15 protein-coding genes and 1 pseudogene are annotated in these 15,720 nt (G+C 71.0%); 4 read left to right on the top strand and 12 right to left on the bottom strand.

The genetic code is table 11. The features are described from left to right. Window positions 1-16 precede the first annotated feature (16 nt). Genes DN771_RS30310 through DN771_RS02530 form a run of 4 tightly spaced genes read right to left on the bottom strand, consistent with a single transcriptional unit; the run spans window position 17 to window position 3,766 of the window. Window positions 17-1,156, bottom strand: a complete 1,140-nt coding sequence (locus tag DN771_RS30310) for a hypothetical protein (RefSeq protein WP_227462249.1) — start codon at window positions 1,154-1,156, stop codon at window positions 17-19. Then, window positions 1,156-1,752 carry an SCO family protein gene (locus tag DN771_RS02540; RefSeq protein ID WP_162941452.1) on the bottom strand — a complete coding sequence of 199 codons (597 nt, stop codon included), beginning with the start codon at window positions 1,750-1,752 and terminating at the stop codon, window positions 1,156-1,158. The genes DN771_RS30310 and DN771_RS02540 overlap by 1 nt, the downstream gene beginning before the upstream one ends. Beyond that, window positions 1,749-2,255 carry a c-type cytochrome gene (locus tag DN771_RS02535; protein WP_162941451.1) on the bottom strand — a complete coding sequence of 169 codons (507 nt, stop codon included), beginning with the start codon at window positions 2,253-2,255 and terminating at the stop codon, window positions 1,749-1,751. The genes DN771_RS02540 and DN771_RS02535 overlap by 4 nt, the downstream gene beginning before the upstream one ends. 56 nt (window positions 2,256-2,311) lie before the next feature. Continuing rightward, the gene (locus tag DN771_RS02530; RefSeq protein ID WP_116995708.1) at window positions 2,312-3,766 is read right to left on the bottom strand and encodes an N-6 DNA methylase; all 1,455 of its coding nucleotides are present in this window, start codon (window positions 3,764-3,766) and stop codon (window positions 2,312-2,314) included. Window positions 3,767-3,790: 24 nt separating this feature from the next. On the opposite strand from DN771_RS02530, the gene coaA reads away from it, so the two are divergent. Continuing rightward, entirely contained in the window at window positions 3,791-4,720 is a 930-nt protein-coding gene (gene coaA, locus DN771_RS02525) for a type I pantothenate kinase (RefSeq protein WP_116995707.1), read from the top strand. A 208-nt stretch (window positions 4,721-4,928) separates the two neighbouring features. Here the strand turns inward: coaA and DN771_RS29160 are convergent, their stop codons facing one another. The 7 genes from DN771_RS29160 to DN771_RS02490 form a co-directional block, all read right to left on the bottom strand. Continuing rightward, window positions 4,929-6,197 carry a hypothetical protein gene (locus tag DN771_RS29160; protein WP_162941370.1) on the bottom strand — a complete coding sequence of 423 codons (1,269 nt, stop codon included), beginning with the start codon at window positions 6,195-6,197 and terminating at the stop codon, window positions 4,929-4,931. Next, window positions 6,194-6,721 carry an RNA polymerase sigma factor gene (locus DN771_RS02515; protein WP_116995705.1) on the bottom strand — a complete coding sequence of 176 codons (528 nt, stop codon included), beginning with the start codon at window positions 6,719-6,721 and terminating at the stop codon, window positions 6,194-6,196. Before DN771_RS02515 ends, DN771_RS29160 begins: the two co-directional genes overlap by 4 nt. Window positions 6,722-6,945: 224 nt before the next feature. Further along, the gene (locus tag DN771_RS02510) at window positions 6,946-7,695 is read right to left on the bottom strand and encodes a maleylpyruvate isomerase family mycothiol-dependent enzyme (protein ID WP_116995704.1); all 750 of its coding nucleotides are present in this window, start codon (window positions 7,693-7,695) and stop codon (window positions 6,946-6,948) included. 80 nt (window positions 7,696-7,775) lie between these two features. Beyond that, the gene (locus DN771_RS02505) at window positions 7,776-8,522 is read right to left on the bottom strand and encodes an HAD family hydrolase (protein WP_116995703.1); all 747 of its coding nucleotides are present in this window, start codon (window positions 8,520-8,522) and stop codon (window positions 7,776-7,778) included. Then, window positions 8,506-8,895 (bottom strand): helix-turn-helix domain-containing protein, encoded by a 390-nt coding sequence (locus DN771_RS02500; protein WP_227462248.1) that lies wholly within the window; start codon window positions 8,893-8,895, stop codon window positions 8,506-8,508. Before DN771_RS02500 ends, DN771_RS02505 begins: the two co-directional genes overlap by 17 nt. After that, window positions 8,892-9,206, bottom strand: coding sequence for a hypothetical protein (locus DN771_RS02495; RefSeq protein WP_116995702.1), 315 nt, complete (start codon window positions 9,204-9,206; stop codon window positions 8,892-8,894). The genes DN771_RS02500 and DN771_RS02495 overlap by 4 nt, the downstream gene beginning before the upstream one ends. A gap of 78 nt (window positions 9,207-9,284) precedes the next feature. Beyond that, on the bottom strand, window positions 9,285-9,563 hold the full coding sequence (locus DN771_RS02490) for a WXG100 family type VII secretion target (protein ID WP_116995701.1): 279 nt from the start codon (window positions 9,561-9,563) through the stop codon (window positions 9,285-9,287). A 196-nt stretch (window positions 9,564-9,759) separates the two neighbouring features. On the opposite strand from DN771_RS02490, the pseudogene DN771_RS02485 reads away from it, so the two are divergent. The 3 genes and pseudogenes from DN771_RS02485 to DN771_RS02475 all read left to right on the top strand — a co-directional run bounded on the left by DN771_RS02485 (window position 9,760) and on the right by DN771_RS02475 (window position 12,440). After that, window positions 9,760-10,733 (top strand): annotated as a pseudogene (locus DN771_RS02485) (aldo/keto reductase). Between the two features lie 70 nt (window positions 10,734-10,803). Then, the gene (locus DN771_RS02480) at window positions 10,804-12,048 is read left to right on the top strand and encodes a M20 metallopeptidase family protein (protein WP_116995700.1); all 1,245 of its coding nucleotides are present in this window, start codon (window positions 10,804-10,806) and stop codon (window positions 12,046-12,048) included. Window positions 12,049-12,134: 86 nt separating this feature from the next. Further along, window positions 12,135-12,440 carry a ferredoxin gene (locus DN771_RS02475; protein ID WP_116995791.1) on the top strand — a complete coding sequence of 102 codons (306 nt, stop codon included), beginning with the start codon at window positions 12,135-12,137 and terminating at the stop codon, window positions 12,438-12,440. Between the two features lie 184 nt (window positions 12,441-12,624). Here DN771_RS02475 and DN771_RS02470 read toward each other — a convergent pair whose 3' ends face one another. Continuing rightward, complete coding sequence (locus tag DN771_RS02470; RefSeq protein ID WP_116995699.1) at window positions 12,625-15,702, bottom strand: alpha-mannosidase; 3,078 nt, start codon at window positions 15,700-15,702, stop codon at window positions 12,625-12,627. Window positions 15,703-15,720: the final 18 nt, after the last annotated feature.

The following is a 15,720-nucleotide window of genomic DNA, read 5'->3' as shown; positions in this document are numbered from 1 at the left end:
CCGCGCTGGGGCGGCCCTATTTCCTGCGCCCCCACGTGGTGACTTCGGTCGACGCCGACGATCGCGAGCCCGACCCCTTGCCGGTGGACTTCTTGGCTGCCGGCTTCCTGGCCGGCGACTTCTTCGGCGACGACCGCTTGGCACTCGTCGGCGGCGGCGCGGCGACGGCGGGAGCACGGAACAGGGCGATGCCGCCGGCGATCGCTGCGGCCACCGCGGCCACGGCGGCGCCGGCCGTGACCGAGCGGTCCAACCAGTACGGCGCGTCGGTCGGCAGCAGGGCCCGGACCATGCCGTCGCGCCGGAGGTACACCCACGCCGCCAGCTCGAGGCCGCCGAGCAGGACGAGCGCATGCGACAACAACGTCCGGCCGAAGGAGAGGGCGATCAGCGCCGATGCGGCGGCGATGCCGGGGAGCACGAACCACATGTTCGACGGGTCGGTATCGGTCGGCAGCGAGTCGTACTGCCACCAGCCGATGCCCGTCGCTGCGGCCGCGGCGAGGGCGAGCAGCCATGCCTGCCGGCGTCTGACCGACAGCAGGATCATGGCGGCGAACGCAGCCACGACCGCACCCGCCCACAGCGAGATCCGTGACGGCTCGTCCTGCCAGGTGCTGACGATGCGCACGCTCACGGGCGTCCCGTCGACCGTCAAGGGCAGGATCTGGTCGGAGACGACGTCACCGGGACCCTTGCCAGGGGGCGCGCTCCGTGCCATCCAGTGGCTCCGATGGTCGTGCCAGACGAACGTGCCACCGGTGGCGACGCGCTCCCACTCGGGCACCCGGGCGGCCACCTCCCCCGCCGTTCCGACGTTGACCGTGGCGTCGGAGTCGGCGTAGCGGTCCTCGTTGAGCTGCACGGTCGGCGAGCGGCGGTTCTGCTCGACCGACCCGTCGGTGGTGAACCGCAGATACGGCTCGTCGAAGTACCCGGTGACCACGACCTCGGTTCCCAGCTGGACCGTCAGACGGACGAACGAGTCGCCGCCGATGATCTCGACGTCGATCGCCGGCGTCGCCGGCTCGATCGAGACGACGACCGACTCGTAGTCGGTCGGTCCGGCGGCGTCGGCCCGGGCCAGACCGGCGGGCGAGCACACGACGAGCCCGGCGGCGACCAGCAGCACACGACGGACGAGTCGACCGGGCATCAGTCGTCGAGCAGCTGGTGGATGTCGGCCGCCAGATCGTCGGCGTCGGTGCCGAGCGGCCACGTGAGGGCCAGCACCCCCTCGTCGTCGACCGCGTAGAGGAGCACCGAGTGGTCCACCACACGGGTGCCGCTCGCCGTCTCCCGGACCTCGCCGAACGAGGCGTCGAACGCCGAGGCGACCCGCCGCAAGGTGCCGAGGTCATCGGTGGCGATGGCGTGGGCGCCGGGCACGAAGGCCTGCACGTAGTCGGCCAGGACATCGGTGTCGCCCTCGGGGTCGACGGTCACCATCGCCACGTCGACCCTGTCGGCGTCGTCACCCATGTCCTCCAGCGCCCGCTTGACCTCGCCCATCGTGTTCGGGCAGGCGTGGGGACAGTTGGTGTATCCGAAGTACACGAGCAGCAGGCCGTCGTCGGCGGCGGCGAACCGGAACGGGGCCCCGCCGTCGCTGACGTCCGGGAGTTCGGCGATGTCGACCTGCCGGGGCTGCTCGGCGACGTAGCCGACGAGCTGACGGTCGTCGCCGCCGCAGGCGGCAAGGACCGCGGCCAGCACGGCGGAGCCGGCGATCACCCCTCTGGCGCGCGTCACGACGAGCTCGAACCTCCCTCGTCCCCGCCGAGGCTCTGGATGTAGGCGATGATCGAGGCGATGTCCTCGTCGCTGAGCGCGTCGTTCACGGGCATGCCGATGGAGTATCCGTCGACCTTCTTGGCGTCGGGATCGACGATCGACTCCAGCAGGTAGGCCTCGTCGGCGACGAGCGTGCTGCCGTCGTCGAGCGTGACGGTGGAGCCGTAGAGGCCCTCCCAGTCGGGGCCGATGCCGCCGCCACCCTCGCGATGGCACGAACGGCAGCCGTAGTCCTGGGCGAGCTGTGCTCCCTCGGATGCGTCACCGCCGGTCGCCACCGCATCGCCGGCGCCGGTCCCTGCCGACGTGCCGTCCTCGCCGGCGCCGGCCACGGTGGCGGGCGCCTCGTCGGCGCTGCCGTCGTCACCGCCGCATGCGCTGAGCACGCCGGCCGTAGCGGCGGCGAGCACGAGGGCCACCGGCAATCGCCGCGGTGTCGAGATCGCTCGAAGGTGAATCATCGGTCGGAGTCTGTCCATCGAAATCGTCATCCGTTCAACCTGTCATGCCTGTCACGTCAGCTCGGGTCACCGGGGAGGCGTTGGCACCACCAGTCCCAGCCGGTGTCGTCGGCCCCGAAGGCGGCGTCCACCAGGCGACCGCATGCCGCGACATCGCCGTCACGGAGCGCCTCGACCGCGCTCGCCGTCGCCCCGGCCGGCCACGGCAGGCCGGCCAGGACCCGTGGGCTGAGGCGCACGCTGCTCGCCGACAGGCCGGTGCCCGCCGCGGCGTGCCAGGCCGCGAGCGTGGCGATCGGCGAGGTGAGCACGGCAGCCATGTCCCATCGGTCGACACCCGGTCGGGGCCGCACCGTGAGCACCGGCACGCTCGGCAGCATCGACCCGTCCGCGTCGACGACACACTCGATGACTCGCGCCTGGTTGGCGACGAGCACCTTCGGCGCCGACATCGAGGAGGCCCACTGTTGCATCTGCGGTGAGAGCCGGCCGACGTCGACCCGCGGCGCCGTGAACGTGCGCTTGGCGAATCGGGTGGACCGCTCGCCCCACCGACATCGGCCGGGGTCGATGAGCCCGCTCGTGATCAGGCGCGGACCGGTGCCACCGTCGGTGACGGCCGCAGCCAGCCCGTAGTAGCAGTCCCGGAAGTCGACCGTGACCGCCGCGCGATCGCCGACGGTTCCCGACGACCACAGGCCGGGCAGGTCGGGCACGCCCAGCGCGGTGAGCACGACGTCGGTCCATACCGGAGTCCGGTCGTCGGGCGCTGCCGCCGAGTTCCCGGCCGCTGCTGCGCCATCGGTCGGCGATGTGCGCCGCTCGAAGCCGAGGGCGCACACGACGACGGAGGCGTCGAAGTGGAGCCGCGGCGACCACCATCCCCACGTACGCACCGCTTCCCGCTCGATCTCGGCCCGGATCCCCCCGGCGTCGCGCGATGCGAGGATCGATTGCGGGAGCACGAAACCGATGCGACCACCGCCGGGGCGAGCGAGGTGCACGCCGAGGTGGAGGAATTCGGCTGCGACGTCGGCGTAGGGTCCCCCGCCTCGAACGCTGCGCCCGCCTCGGGTCGTCGCCGTAGCGAGCTGCGACAGGTAGGGCGGATTGCCGATCACGACGTCGTACTGCGATGCGCCCCAGTCCCGGCGCAAGGCGTCGCCCACGTCGATGCGAGCCTCGGCAACGCCCGGGCTGGCGGCGAGGAGACGGCGGGCTTCGGCGGCCGTCGGTCCGTCGAGCTCGACGCCGTGCACCCGGGCGTGGCCACCGCGCGACGAGATCCATGCAGCCGCGGCGGCGAGGAACCGGCCGTCGCCGCACGCCGGGTCGAGCACGGAGACCGTGTCACCCGCTCGCACCGGTGGCATCACCGCCTCGACGACGCGCCCGACGAGGTCGGGGGGCGTCGGATAGTGCCCGCGTCGCTTGCGCTCGTCGTGGTCGGTGCGACCGATGTCACCCTCCGGGTCGACGCCGCCAACCCGTGTCGGTTGTAGCGGCGCCATCCCTGAAGCGTAGGGTCTCCCCCCGTGGACGGGGCCACTACCAGCCGGTTCATCACGTTCGATCGTGACGAGTGGGCCGCACTGCGCGCGGCCACTCCGTTGACCCTGCGCCAGGACGACCTGGAGAAGTTGCGGGGCATCAACGAGCGGATCGACCTCGACGAGGTGGCGACTGCCTACCTGCCGCTCTCTCGGCTCCTCAATCTCTACGTCAGTGCCTCACAGGACCTGGCCAAGGTGACGTCGACGTTCCTCGGCACGATGGCGCCTCGCGTTCCCTACGTCATCGGCGTGGCCGGGAGCGTGGCCGTCGGCAAGAGCACGTTCGCCCGCATCCTGCAGGCTCTCCTCTCCCGGTGGCCCGACCATCCCAACGTCGGACTCGTCACGACCGACGGCTTCCTCTACCCGAACGCGACGCTCGACGAGCGCGGGATCATGCACCGCAAGGGCTTTCCCGAGAGCTACGACACGCGCCGGCTCCTCACGTTCCTGCGCGAGGTGAAGAGCGGGGCGCCCATCGTCCGGGCGCCGGTCTACAGCCACGTCGTGTACGACATCGTCCCGGACCACGAGGTCGTCATCGAGCGTCCGGACATCCTGATCCTCGAGGGCCTCAACGTGCTGCAGGTGACGAACGTCGGCAACGAGTTCGTCAGCGACTACTTCGACTTCTCCATCTACGTCGACGCCGCCGAGGAGGACATCCTCGACTGGTTCATCGCCCGGTTCATGAAGCTCCGCGAGTCGGTGTTCCAGGATCCCGACAGCTTCTTCCGGCACTATGCCGAGCTCAGCGACGAGGAGGCGGTGGCGACGGCGACGGGAATCTGGCGGGACATCAACGGCCGCAACCTGCGCGAGAACATCGAGCCGACCCGTGAGCGGGCGTCGCTCATCCTGCACAAGGCCGCCGATCACCGCATCGCCAGCGTCAAGCTCCACAAGCTCTGAAGGCGCCGGTTGCACCGCCCGCGGTCCGGGTCTGCGGGGGTCGGGGACTAGTGGACTGTCGCCGGATTGATCAGGTGTCTCGCTTGCTGGATCTCGCCGCTGGCTGCGTTGCTCGTCCTCGAAAGACCGGGCGTATTCCTTCGTCCTCGCGCCTTGCCAGCGACGAGCCCAGCTGCGCGATCCACCTCACCAACTCGGCGACAGACCACTAGAAGACCGGACCGCACGACGTGGGCCCGTCGGGGCCGGGACCGTCCGGGTCGGCGCCGCCGACGATGGTGAACGAGTTGCTCGCCAGCCCGGCGCTCGTGCCGTCGACCGCCGTGACGACGAAGCCGCCGCTCGGCAGCATCGCTCCGCCGCACACGATGTAGATCCGGCAGCTGCTGCCGCTGCAGGTCCCGGCGGCGGGCCCGGACACGACGAAGGCGGAGCTGTCGCCGCCGGGCAACGACACGGTGAAGTCGGCGACGCAGTCGCCGTACAGCACGCTGTCGGAGATCGGGTTGCTACCCGCCCACTGGTAGTTGCAGCCGACGGGATCGGTGACGCTCGGTGACGGTGGCGGCGGCAACGTCGTCGTCGTGGTCGTCGACGTGGTGGTGGTCGTCGACGTGGTCGAGGTCGTCGTGGTGGGCGGCAACGTCGTGGTCGTCGATGTCGTCGTGGTGGGCGGCAACGTCGTGGTGGTCGTGGTCGGCGGCCTGGTGGTCGTCGGCGGCCGTGTCGTCGCCGGCCGTGTCGTCGCCGGTGGATTCGTCGGCGGCGGGTTCGTCGCAGGAGGCCGGGGCCGCGTGGTGCTCGGCGGCCGCGAGGTGACCGGCGGCCGCGTCGTCGGCGGCGCGGTGGTCGACGTCGAACTGGTCGACGTGGAAGTGCTCGAGGTGGTCGTCGACGTCGAGGTGCTCGACGTGGTCGTCGACGTCGAGCTGGTGGTGCTGGTGGACGTACTCGTGGACGTCGAGCTCGAGCTGATCGTGCTGTCCGGCAGGGACGTCTCCGGCGGTGTGGTGTCGGGCTCGGACGTGTCAGGCGGGATCACCGCCGGCTCCGTCGGGTCACCGACCGGCGGCACGATCACCGGGACGGACGTCGGGGGCGGTGTGGTCGTCGGGCGATCGCCACCGGCTCCGAACACGACCGCAGTGATCACGACGACCGCCGTGACGACGACCGTGACCGCGGTGGCGACGGCGAACTTGCTGGCGTGCCGGGCGCGGCTGACGAGGCGGAGCACGTTCCAGCCGCCGCCCGCGGCGCCGCCGGCACCGGCGGCGATCGCCGCGGCGGTGACCCCCGCCGCCACCCGCTCGCGCAACGCAGCCGACGGCACCATCGTGTCGACGGCGGCGAAGGTCTGGACGACGTTGGCGTTCTCCACGCGCATCTGGATCGTCTCGGCCAACGCGGGTGATGGCGAAGCGCCCTCCACGGCGGCGCCCAGCATCGCCGAGATGCGCTCGTCGAAATCGCTCACGGCTGCGCCTCCATCAACGATCGGAGGCGCTGCAGACCCACGGACACCTGGGTCTTCACCGTCCCGACGGTCACCCCGAGGGCGTTGGCGATCTGCTCGTACGAGAGATCCTCGTAGAACCGCAGGACGATCGCCGCGCGCTGGCGCGGCGGGAGCTTCTCGAGCATCTCGAACGTCGCCGCCGTGTCCACCACGGAGTCCTCGGCGGCCCGGCCGCCTCGCAGATCGCCCGTCGAGGTGCTGACGTAGCGATTGGCGACCTGCTCACGGCGGAACAGCCCGAGCACGTGGTTGACGAGTGTCTGGCGGGCGTAGCCGAAGAAGTTGTCGACCCCGCCCGCGGCCCACACCTTGTGGACCTTGATGAACGTCTCGGCGACGGCATCCTCGGCCATCGCCGCCGACCCGTGGCACAACAGCAGAGCGACGCGATAGAGCCGCTGGTGGTGCTCGTCGTACAACGGCGCGAACTCGTCCCAGCCTCGGTTCTGTGGCGGATCGGAGCCGCGGGATCTGCGTGCCATCGTGGGTACCTGGACGTCCCGGCAGCACCTTCGATCCACCGGTCGGAAGTTTGGGTCTACCAGATTCTCGCCGCTGGCGACCGCGGTGGCATGACACGTGCTCGTGACTCCGCCCAGATGGGAAACGTGCCGGGTCAGACCCCCTCAGGTCACGACGACCCGGCACGCGCCCAATCGACCGGTCACGCTAGCGAACGATCGCCCGTTCGCGGTCCGAGTTGTCGTCAGCCGGCCGCCGGCGTCGAGGCTCCCACGAAGTCGGCAGCCAGTCCGGCGTCGCCGAAAACGGTCACGGCATCGAGACCCGCCCGGCGCCAGAGCACCATCAACAGATCGTGGGCCTCACCGCGCAGGGCCACGTCACCCTTGGCGTGCTCACGGACCACCGAGTACTCGCCGTCCTCGTGCTGGGCCACCGTCCACTCGCCGTCGGCGTCGGTGCAGTGGAGATGCACGGTGCCGGTGAGCGGCGCGGCACCGGCCCGTTGGCGGGCGAGGAACGCGGACAAGAACTCGTCGACCCCGTCGGCAGCCAGCGCCGCATCGAGGCGACCGGTCCGGCCGGCGGCCTGCTCGGCGTCGATGCGATGGACCGCGGTTTCCTGGGCCATCCGCCGCACCACCCAGTCCGACGGTTGGGCGCCGGTCCATGTCCAGACGAAGGCGTCGGGATCGGCGGATCGGAGAACACCGAGCAGCTCGGCGGCTCGATCGGCGGCGAGGTCGAGCAGGGTCTCGAGCGACGCCGAGCCGGGCTCGGGCCGGGTCGGCGCCTCGTAGCCCTCGGGCGTCGAGGCCCCCTCACGGACCATGTACGTCCAGAAGTGGTGCACCGCCGCCACGTGCCCGACGAGATCCTCGACGGTCCAGCCCGGGCAGCCGGGGACCGCCGCGCCGGGAGCGGCTGACCGGGCCGCGTCGAGCAACGCGGTGGACTCGGTGCTGACGGCCTCGAGGAGGTGACGACGCTCCATGCCGCCGACGCTATCTCTCACGCGATCGGGGCCACGGTCCGAGGCGATCCGCGACCCGACGGACGCCGGCCCGTCGTGGTTCAGCCCATCGAGCGGATGAGGGCCGGGACCTCGGCGATCGACTCGGCGGTGACGACCGAGCCGTCGTGGTCGGCGGCCTCGTGCTCCCAGGTGTAGTGGTAGGGCACGTGGATCGCCGACCCCCCGAGCTCGAGCACGGGCAGGACGTCGCTGCGGACCGAGTTGCCGATCATGCAGAAGCGTTCGGCGGCGACCCCGACCTCGTCGAGGACCCGCTCGTAGACGTCGGGGTCCTTCTCGACGACCACCTCCACGCGGTCGAAGTGATGGACGAGTCCCGACATCTCCACCTTGCGCCACTGGTGCAGCAGGTCGCCCTTGGTGATCATCACCAACCGATGCGTCCGACCGAGATCGGCGAGCACCTGCGGGACGTCGGCGATGAGACGAACCGGTTCGATCAGCATGTCGAGCCCGAGCGTGACGATCTCGCCGATCACGTTCGCCGGAACGGTCCCCTGGCTGACGATGACCGCGCTCTCCACGAGTGACAGCGTGTACGCCTTGACGCCGTAGCCGGAGATCGGCACATGGCGATGCTCGGTGGCGCGGATCGCGTCGCGCACGTCGACGCCGTTCGGGACGTACGGCGCGATGAGTTCGACGTACCGCTGCTCGACCTCGTGGAACGAGTCCTCGCTGTGCCACAGCGTGTCGTCGGCGTCGAAACCGATGAGGTCGAACCGCGAGTTCACGGCTGTGGCCGGGGCTGCGGGACGACCGTCGGGGTCAGCGGTGGATTGCATTCAGATAGTTGTAGACGGTGATCCGGCTGACGCGCATGGCATCGGCCACATCTTCGACCGCTCGTCGCAGCACGAAGGCGCCCCGCTCGTCGAGCAGCCGCACGGCCCGTTGCTTGTCCTCGCGCCGGAGGTCGCGCAGACGGCCACCCAGCTCGGCCTCCACCGACTCGATCAGCCGATCGAGCGCGCCATGGAGTGGCGCGGTTCGCACGCCGGCGACCACCTGGCCGTCCCACACCAGCGGGACGTCGGACGGCTGGCGTCGATCGGGATGCACCAGCTCGGCGCCGACCGCATCGAGCACCGGTTTGATCGCGGCGAACAACGACGAGGCGCCCACCGGATCGACCGGCCGATGTGGGTCCGCCGTCACGATCGTGCCGTCCCGGATCCGCCGGGCACCTCGTCGCGGTCGATGGACGATTCGAGCTCGGGCTCTCTGCCCTCCCGGGGCGCGTCGTCCAGCGACACGTGCAACGAGACATGGGTCGCACCGTTGCCGAACGCCGCCGCCACGATGGCGGCGACGACGTCGGGCATCGCCGCGGCCGGCGCCTGGCAGGTCGAACCGAACGGTCCGAAGTCGACGTCGACTCCCACCGCTTCGGCGGCGGCCACCGCAGCCCGCACATGCGGACCGGGCTGGCCTTCGACGAACGGCTCGATCGTGAATTCGAGCTCCACCCTCACCAGCGTAGGAGAGCGAGTGCGGTGCTCTCCAGCAGACGGAGGGTGGGGGCGGCCCGGCCCGCTGCTCCAGGTTCAGGCGACGGTCACGCCCATCGCCGATTCGAGCGTGGCCGCTCGGGTGACGCACTCGTTGCCGGCTTGTTCGAACGCCGCCTTGAGGCCCTCCAGCGAGGTCTTGAACTTCGTCTCCCAATCGGACACGAACGCTTCGCGGGCCGGGCCCTTCCACGGCGTGGTGGTGACGGCGGCGCCGAGCGACAAGATGCCGTCGATCGTCTCGAGCTGGGACTTCATCTGGGCGCCGAGGGCACTCAGCTGGGCGGGATCGGCTCCGTAGGTCACGTCGCTCATGGCAGGCTCCTTCGTGGTCCGGCCCGACGGCCGGGTTGCGGGGTTCTTGGCAGTGGATTGCTGGTCGCCGGCCGAGCCGGCTACTCCCCCAGAGCGTCACGAGCAGCCCGGAACGGAAAAGGAATCTCGCGCACCACCGGATTCGGAGACGGTCGCGCCCCCGCCCGGCACGGGCGAACGGCGTACCGTACGAAACGTGGAGTACGCGAAACTCGGCGCGACGGGGCTCGACGTCTCGCGCCTGTGCCTCGGATGCATGAGCTACGGGGAGTCCGGTCGAGGCGCCCACCCGTGGTCGCTCGACGAGGACACGAGCCGGTCACACATCCGCGCCGCCCTCGACGCCGGGATCAACTTCTTCGACACCGCGAACGTGTACTCGGCGGGCAGCAGCGAGGAGATCGTCGGGCGCGCCCTCGACGACTTCGCCGATCGCGACGAGATCGTCATCGCCACCAAGGTGTGCGGACGCATGCGTCGCGGGCCCAACGGCGGCGGCCTGTCGCGCAAGGCGATCCTCTCCGAGATCGACCACAGCCTGCGCCGGCTCAGGACCGACTACCGGTCGATCTGTACCAGATCCACCGGTGGGACCCGACCGTTCGGATCGAAGAGACGCTGGAGGCCCTCCACGACGTGGTGCGAGCCGGCAAGGCCCGCTACATCGGGGCCTCGTCGATGTGGGCGTGGCAGTTCTCCAAGGCGCTTCACCTCGCCGACCGCCACGGCTGGACGCGCTTCGTCACGATGCAGAACCACTACAACCTGCTGTATCGCGAGGAGGAGCGCGAGATGCTCCCGCTGTGTCGCGATGAGGGCATCGGCGTCATCCCGTGGAGTCCGCTGGCCCGCGGCCGCCTCACCCGGCCGTGGGACGCCGAGACCGCCCGGAAGCAGACCGACGAGTTCGGCGCCACGCTGTACCGCGACGACGACGCGGCCATCGTCTCCGGCGTGCTCGACCTCGCCCGCGAGCGGGGCGTGGCGCCGGCCCAGGTCGCCCTCGCCTGGTTGCTGCGGCAGCCGGGGGTCACGGCGCCCATCGTCGGCGTCACCAGGCTCGAGCAGCTCGCCGACGCCGTCGCGGCCGTCGACCTTCGCCTCGACGACGACGAAGCCGCCCGCCTCGAAGCGCTCTATCAGCCCCACGGCGTCGCCGGATTCGTCTGACGCCCGGGCGAGCCCTGCGGGAGCCAGCCCGGCCGGTCACGGTGACGACGACCGCGCCTAGAGTCGGCGGATGAGCTCCCACGACGACCTTGGCGACCGGCTCGCCATCCCCGAGCTCCTCGACCAGGCGGCGGGACAGCTCCACGAGGCCATCGCGCTGCGGCGCACGCTGCATCGCTGGCCGGAGGTCGGCAACGAGCTGCCGACGACCCGCCACGAGGTGCTCCAGGCACTCGACGGGCTGCCGCTCGACATCACCCTGCACGAGTCCACGAGCGGCATCGCCGCCCTGCTGTGCGGTGCCCGGCCCGGCCCGACGATCCTGCTGCGCGGCGACATGGATGCCCTGCCGATGCCCGAGGACACCGGGCTCGACTACAGCTCCCAAATCACCAACCAGATGCACGCCTGCGGGCACGACACGCACACGGCGATGCTGGTCGGTGCGGCGAAGCTGCTCAGCGACCGCGCCGGTGACCTCGCCGGGCGGGTGCTCTTCATGTTCCAGCCGGGCGAGGAAGGCCACCACGGGGCGCGCCACATGCTCGACGAAGGGCTCCTCGACGTGCCGGCCCTCGCCGACGGCACGGCGTCGCCGGTCACCGGGGCGTTCGCCCTCCACATCACCTCGTCGCTGCCGTCGGGCTGGCTGAGCTGCCGCGGCGGCCCGGCGATGGCGTCGGCCGACACCCTGCTCGTCGAGGTGACCGGGCGCGGCGGTCACGCCAGCGAGCCCCACCGCGCCCTCGATCCGATTCCGATCGCCTGCGAGATCGTGCAGGCCCTCCAGCTGATGGTCACCCGGTCGATCGACGTGTTCGACCCGTCCGTCGTCACCGTCGCGCGCATCAGCGCCGGCACCACCGACAACGTGATCCCCGAGCGGGCCGAGATCGAAGGGACGATCCGTGCCGTCAGCGAGTCGACCCGCGCCAAGGTCCACGCCGGCGTCAGCCGGGTGGCCGAGGGGATCGCCGCGGCCCATGGTGCGTCGGCCACGGTCACGATCGACGCCGGCTATCCGGTCACCGTCAACGACGAGCAGTTCGCCGCTCACGCCCTCGACCTGGCGCGCGCCGTCGCCGGTGAACGCGAGGTCGTCGAGCTGCCGCACCCGATCATGGGCGCCGAGGACTTCAGCTACGTCCTCCAGCGGGTGCCGGGAGCGATGATGTTCCTCGGCGGCACACAGGCCGGCAAGGACCCGTCGAAGGCGCCGCCGAACCACTCCAACCGGGTGCAGTTCGACGAGCAGGCGATGGTGCGCGGGATCGCCGCCTACTCGGCGGTCGCCCTCGACGCCCTCGCGCCCTGACGGCCCCGCCCCTTATGATCGACGAGACAGCGGCCTGACTCCCCAGGCCGAACGTTCGCGGAAGGCTTCGACTCATGGCGACAACGTTGATGGTGTGGATCGATCAGGACCTGTGCACGGGTGACGGAATCTGCCAGGAGATCTGCCCCGACGTGTTCGTCGGCCGCGACGACGGCCTATGGGTGGTGAAGGAAGAGGCCAGCCACTTCGGCTCGACGATCGTGTTCGACGGCGCCGACGGCCCCGGCCACGGTCCAGACAGCGGCAAGGGTGTCGCCCGGATCCCCGACTCGCTGATCGACAGCGCCGTCGAGGCCGCCGAGGAGTGCCCCGGCGAGTGCATCATGATCGAGCCGTACGACCAGGCCGCGATCGACGCCCGCGGCGTCTGACACCCCGCGCCGGTCGCGTTTCGTCGGTGCTGTGTTACGGATGGTGCCAGGGCGGTGAGCGGAAAGGCCGTGCGAGGCGCAGGGCCGTCCGCTGGTCGCCGTCCCAACCGGAGGGTAGATACCGGACGCTTCGGTGGGGTATGTACCCTCCCGTTCGTACCTGAGGTGTGCCCGCGGCGAGGGCTCAAACCTCCGGCGCCAGCGTCAAACGGAGCGTCGCCAACTCGAACGGACGCAGCGTGAGGGCGACGATGCCGTCGGACACCTCGAAGTGCCGTTGCGGTTCCTCCAGCAGGTTGCAGGCCGCGGCGTCGACGACGCGTCGCACCGCAGCCACGGTCGTACGGACGCGATTTCCCGTCGCCTCGTGGAGACGCACGACGAGATCACCGCTGCCGTCGTCGGCCACCTTGACGGCGTCGACTTCCACCCCGTCGCCGGTCACGGCCACCACCCCGGTGCCGCCCGTGTCGCCGTCCCGAGGTGCCCGGGCCGAGGCGCCGGCAGCGGGACTCGGGACGACCTCGCGGAGCGGGAGATCGAGGCGTTCCGCTTCGGCGACGACGGCGGCGAGCCCGGGGCCGTGGGGCAGCAGCGCCAGCGTCACCCGGTGCCGGCCCTGGTCGGCGTCGGGATCGGGATAGCGGGCCGCGCGGGCGAGGCTCACGCGGACGCCGCCGGCGAGCAGCCCGTGGCCGTAGCGCCCGTCGTTGAGCACGGCCACCCCGAACGACGGCTCGGACACGTCGACCCAGCGGTGGGCGCACACCTCGAACTTGGCGGCATCCCACGACGTGGATGCGTGCGTGGGGCGGCGGACCGAACCGAACTGCACGCCACACGTCGCCGTGTCGCTGTGCACGTCGAGCGGGAAGGTCATCGACAGCAGGTGCTCGCTGTGGCGCCAGTCGAGATCGAGCTCGACATCGACGCGGGACGAGCCGGCACGCAGGACGTAGCGCACCACGGCCGCGGACGGCCCGAAGGAATAGTGGGCGGCGACGATGCCGACGAGCGGTCCGGAAGCCTCGACCTCGACACGATCCGCCGGGCCGATCGGGACGCCCTGGCCCACCGTCCACTCCTCGACGTCCCACGCGTCGTAGCGCACGGGGTGATCGGCCGCGAGCTCGAGGATGGCCGCCGAGCTGCCCGACGCGAACGCGTCGCGGGCCGACGCGATGTCGATGAGCGAGGTCAGGCGGCCGTCGGGGTCCCACGCCACGGCGACGTGGTCGTTGGCCATCGTGCGGTCGGTCACGACGACGGGTGCGTACCCACTGGCCGGCAACGGTGAGGCGACCACCGGCGCCACCCCGAGCGCCGGTGCCGTGGCGAGGTAGGCCACGCCACCATCGGCAAGGGACTGCACCGGACCGTCTCCGCTCGGCCTGCCCCGAGCCAGAACGATCTCGCAGCGCGGCCCCGTTGCCGAGTTGACGAGCACCGGCGCGTCCGGCGACAGCGTGGCGACCCACCCCGCCGCCTTCTCATCGAGCGCCCGGCCGACACGCTCGAACACCTCCTCGGCATCGTCGTGCACCCAGCCGATCGACGACCCGGGCAGGATGTCGTGAAACTGCTGCGTGAGCACCTCCCGCCACAGCGCGGTCAGCTCGCCGGGATCGACGGCGGCGCCGGCCGCCGCCGCCGTGGCCGCCAGCAGCTCGACCTCGCGCAACAGCTTCTCGCAGCGGCGGTTGCCGAGCTTGGTGCGGAGCTGGCTGGTGAGCGTGCCGCGGTGGGTCTCGAAATAGAGCTCGCCACGCCACACCGGCACGGGCGCCCCGCCGGCCGCCTCGGCCTCGACGTGGGAGAAGAACTCGGCCGCCGAACCGGTCTGGAGACGGGGCATGCCGTCGAGGTCGGCGAGCCGGCGGAGGCGCTCCATCATCAGCGGCGTCGGACCCCCGCCCCCGTCGCCGTGCCCGAACGGGACGAGCGACCAATCACTCCACGCATGCTCGGCGAAGTTCTCGACCGCGTGGGCGAGCTCGCCAGGCGTGAGCTCGGCGTTGTAGGTGTCGACCGGCGGGAAGTGGGTGAGCACCCTGGTGCCGTCGAGCCCTTCCCACCAGAACGTGTGGTGGGGGAAGCGGTTGGTGCGGTTCCACGAGAGCTTCTGCGTGACGAAGCGGCGCATCCCTCCCGCCGCGAACACCTGGGGCAAGCCGGCGGGATAGCCGAACACGTCGGGGATCCACATCTCGGTGCACCGCACGCCGAAGTGCTCCTCGAAGTAGCGCTGACCGTGGACGATCTGCCGGGCGATGCTCTCCCCCGACGGGAGGTTCATGTCGGACTCGACCCACATCCCGCCCACGGGCACCCACTGGCCGCCGGCGACGTGCTGCTTGATGCGTTCGAAGACGCCCGGTTCGGCCTCGCGTACCCACTCGTACTGCTGCGCCTGCGAGCAGGAGAAGACGTACTCGGGGTCGGCGTCCATCTGGGCGACGGCGGACGTGAACGTCCGCACGCATTTGCGCCTGGTCTCGCGAATCGGCCAGAGCCAGGCGCTGTCGATGTGGGCGTGACCGGTGGCCACGATGTGGTGCGTCGACTCGGCCGGCCGCGACGACAACGCCCGGCCGAGCACGGATCGGGCCGGGCGCACGCCGGCCGCACCATCGCGAGCGATCACGTCGAGGGCCTGCTCGATGGTGGCGAGGAGCCGTTGCCGGCGCCGGTCGCCGACCGGCAGCGTGCGCATCACCCCGTCGAGCACGTCGACGTCGAGCAGCAGCGCCTCGGCCTCCCGGTCGACGACGACGAGGTCGGCGCGGTGGAGCACGTACAGCGGCTGGTCGATCGCCGTGGCCAGGCGACCCTGCTGCGACGCCTGGAACTGCGGGAACGTCGGGTTCGACGCCGCCTCCAGCACGATCGACACCGGGTCGCCCGCAGCCACCGACACCGGGATGTTCGTGCGCCGCGGATGGACGCCGACCACCGGCGTCCCGTCGGCGAGGCGGACGAGACCTTCGCACTGGAAGCCGGGCATGTCGAGGTCGAAGCCGAGATCGACGACGGCCACCACCTCGCGGCCGGCCCACGCCGCCGGTACCTGGCCCGACAACCGGAACCACGTGGTCTGCCACGGCAGCCCCCATGGGCTGCCCGCGCGGAACGGTGCGAGGTCGTCGAGGCCCGGTCCGGCCTCGATCGTCAGCGGGGCGACCGACGGGTGGACGAGCGGGAGGATCCGCTCGAACACCTCACGGGTGATCCGTTCCTCGACGAGTTCGCGGCGGTCGTGCATCGGCCTCACCGTAGACCG

The sequence above is a fragment of the Desertimonas flava genome, assembly GCF_003426815.1.
GTDB classification, from domain to species: domain Bacteria; phylum Actinomycetota; class Acidimicrobiia; order Acidimicrobiales; family Ilumatobacteraceae; genus Desertimonas; species Desertimonas flava.
This window is presented reverse-complemented; position numbering and strand designations above follow the sequence as displayed.

Excerpts from the sequence above, each read along its gene's own strand:
- DN771_RS02535 (WP_162941451.1), bottom strand. The coding sequence starts at position 2,255 with ATGATTCACCTTCGAGCGATCTCGACACCGCGGCGATTGCCGGTGGCC.
- DN771_RS02470 (WP_116995699.1), bottom strand. The coding sequence starts at position 15,702 with ATGCACGACCGCCGCGAACTCGTCGAGGAACGGATCACCCGTGAGGTG.
- DN771_RS02530 (WP_116995708.1), bottom strand. The coding sequence starts at position 3,766 with ATGGCGCCGCTACAACCGACACGGGTTGGCGGCGTCGACCCGGAGGGT.
- DN771_RS02505 (WP_116995703.1), bottom strand. The coding sequence starts at position 8,522 with ATGCAATCCACCGCTGACCCCGACGGTCGTCCCGCAGCCCCGGCCACA.
- DN771_RS30310 (WP_227462249.1), bottom strand. The coding sequence starts at position 1,156 with ATGCCCGGTCGACTCGTCCGTCGTGTGCTGCTGGTCGCCGCCGGGCTC.
- DN771_RS02515 (WP_116995705.1), bottom strand. The coding sequence starts at position 6,721 with ATGGCACGCAGATCCCGCGGCTCCGATCCGCCACAGAACCGAGGCTGG.
- DN771_RS02490 (WP_116995701.1), bottom strand. The coding sequence starts at position 9,563 with ATGAGCGACGTGACCTACGGAGCCGATCCCGCCCAGCTGAGTGCCCTC.
- DN771_RS02510 (WP_116995704.1), bottom strand. The coding sequence starts at position 7,695 with ATGGAGCGTCGTCACCTCCTCGAGGCCGTCAGCACCGAGTCCACCGCG.
- DN771_RS02480 (WP_116995700.1), top strand. The coding sequence starts at position 10,804 with ATGAGCTCCCACGACGACCTTGGCGACCGGCTCGCCATCCCCGAGCTC.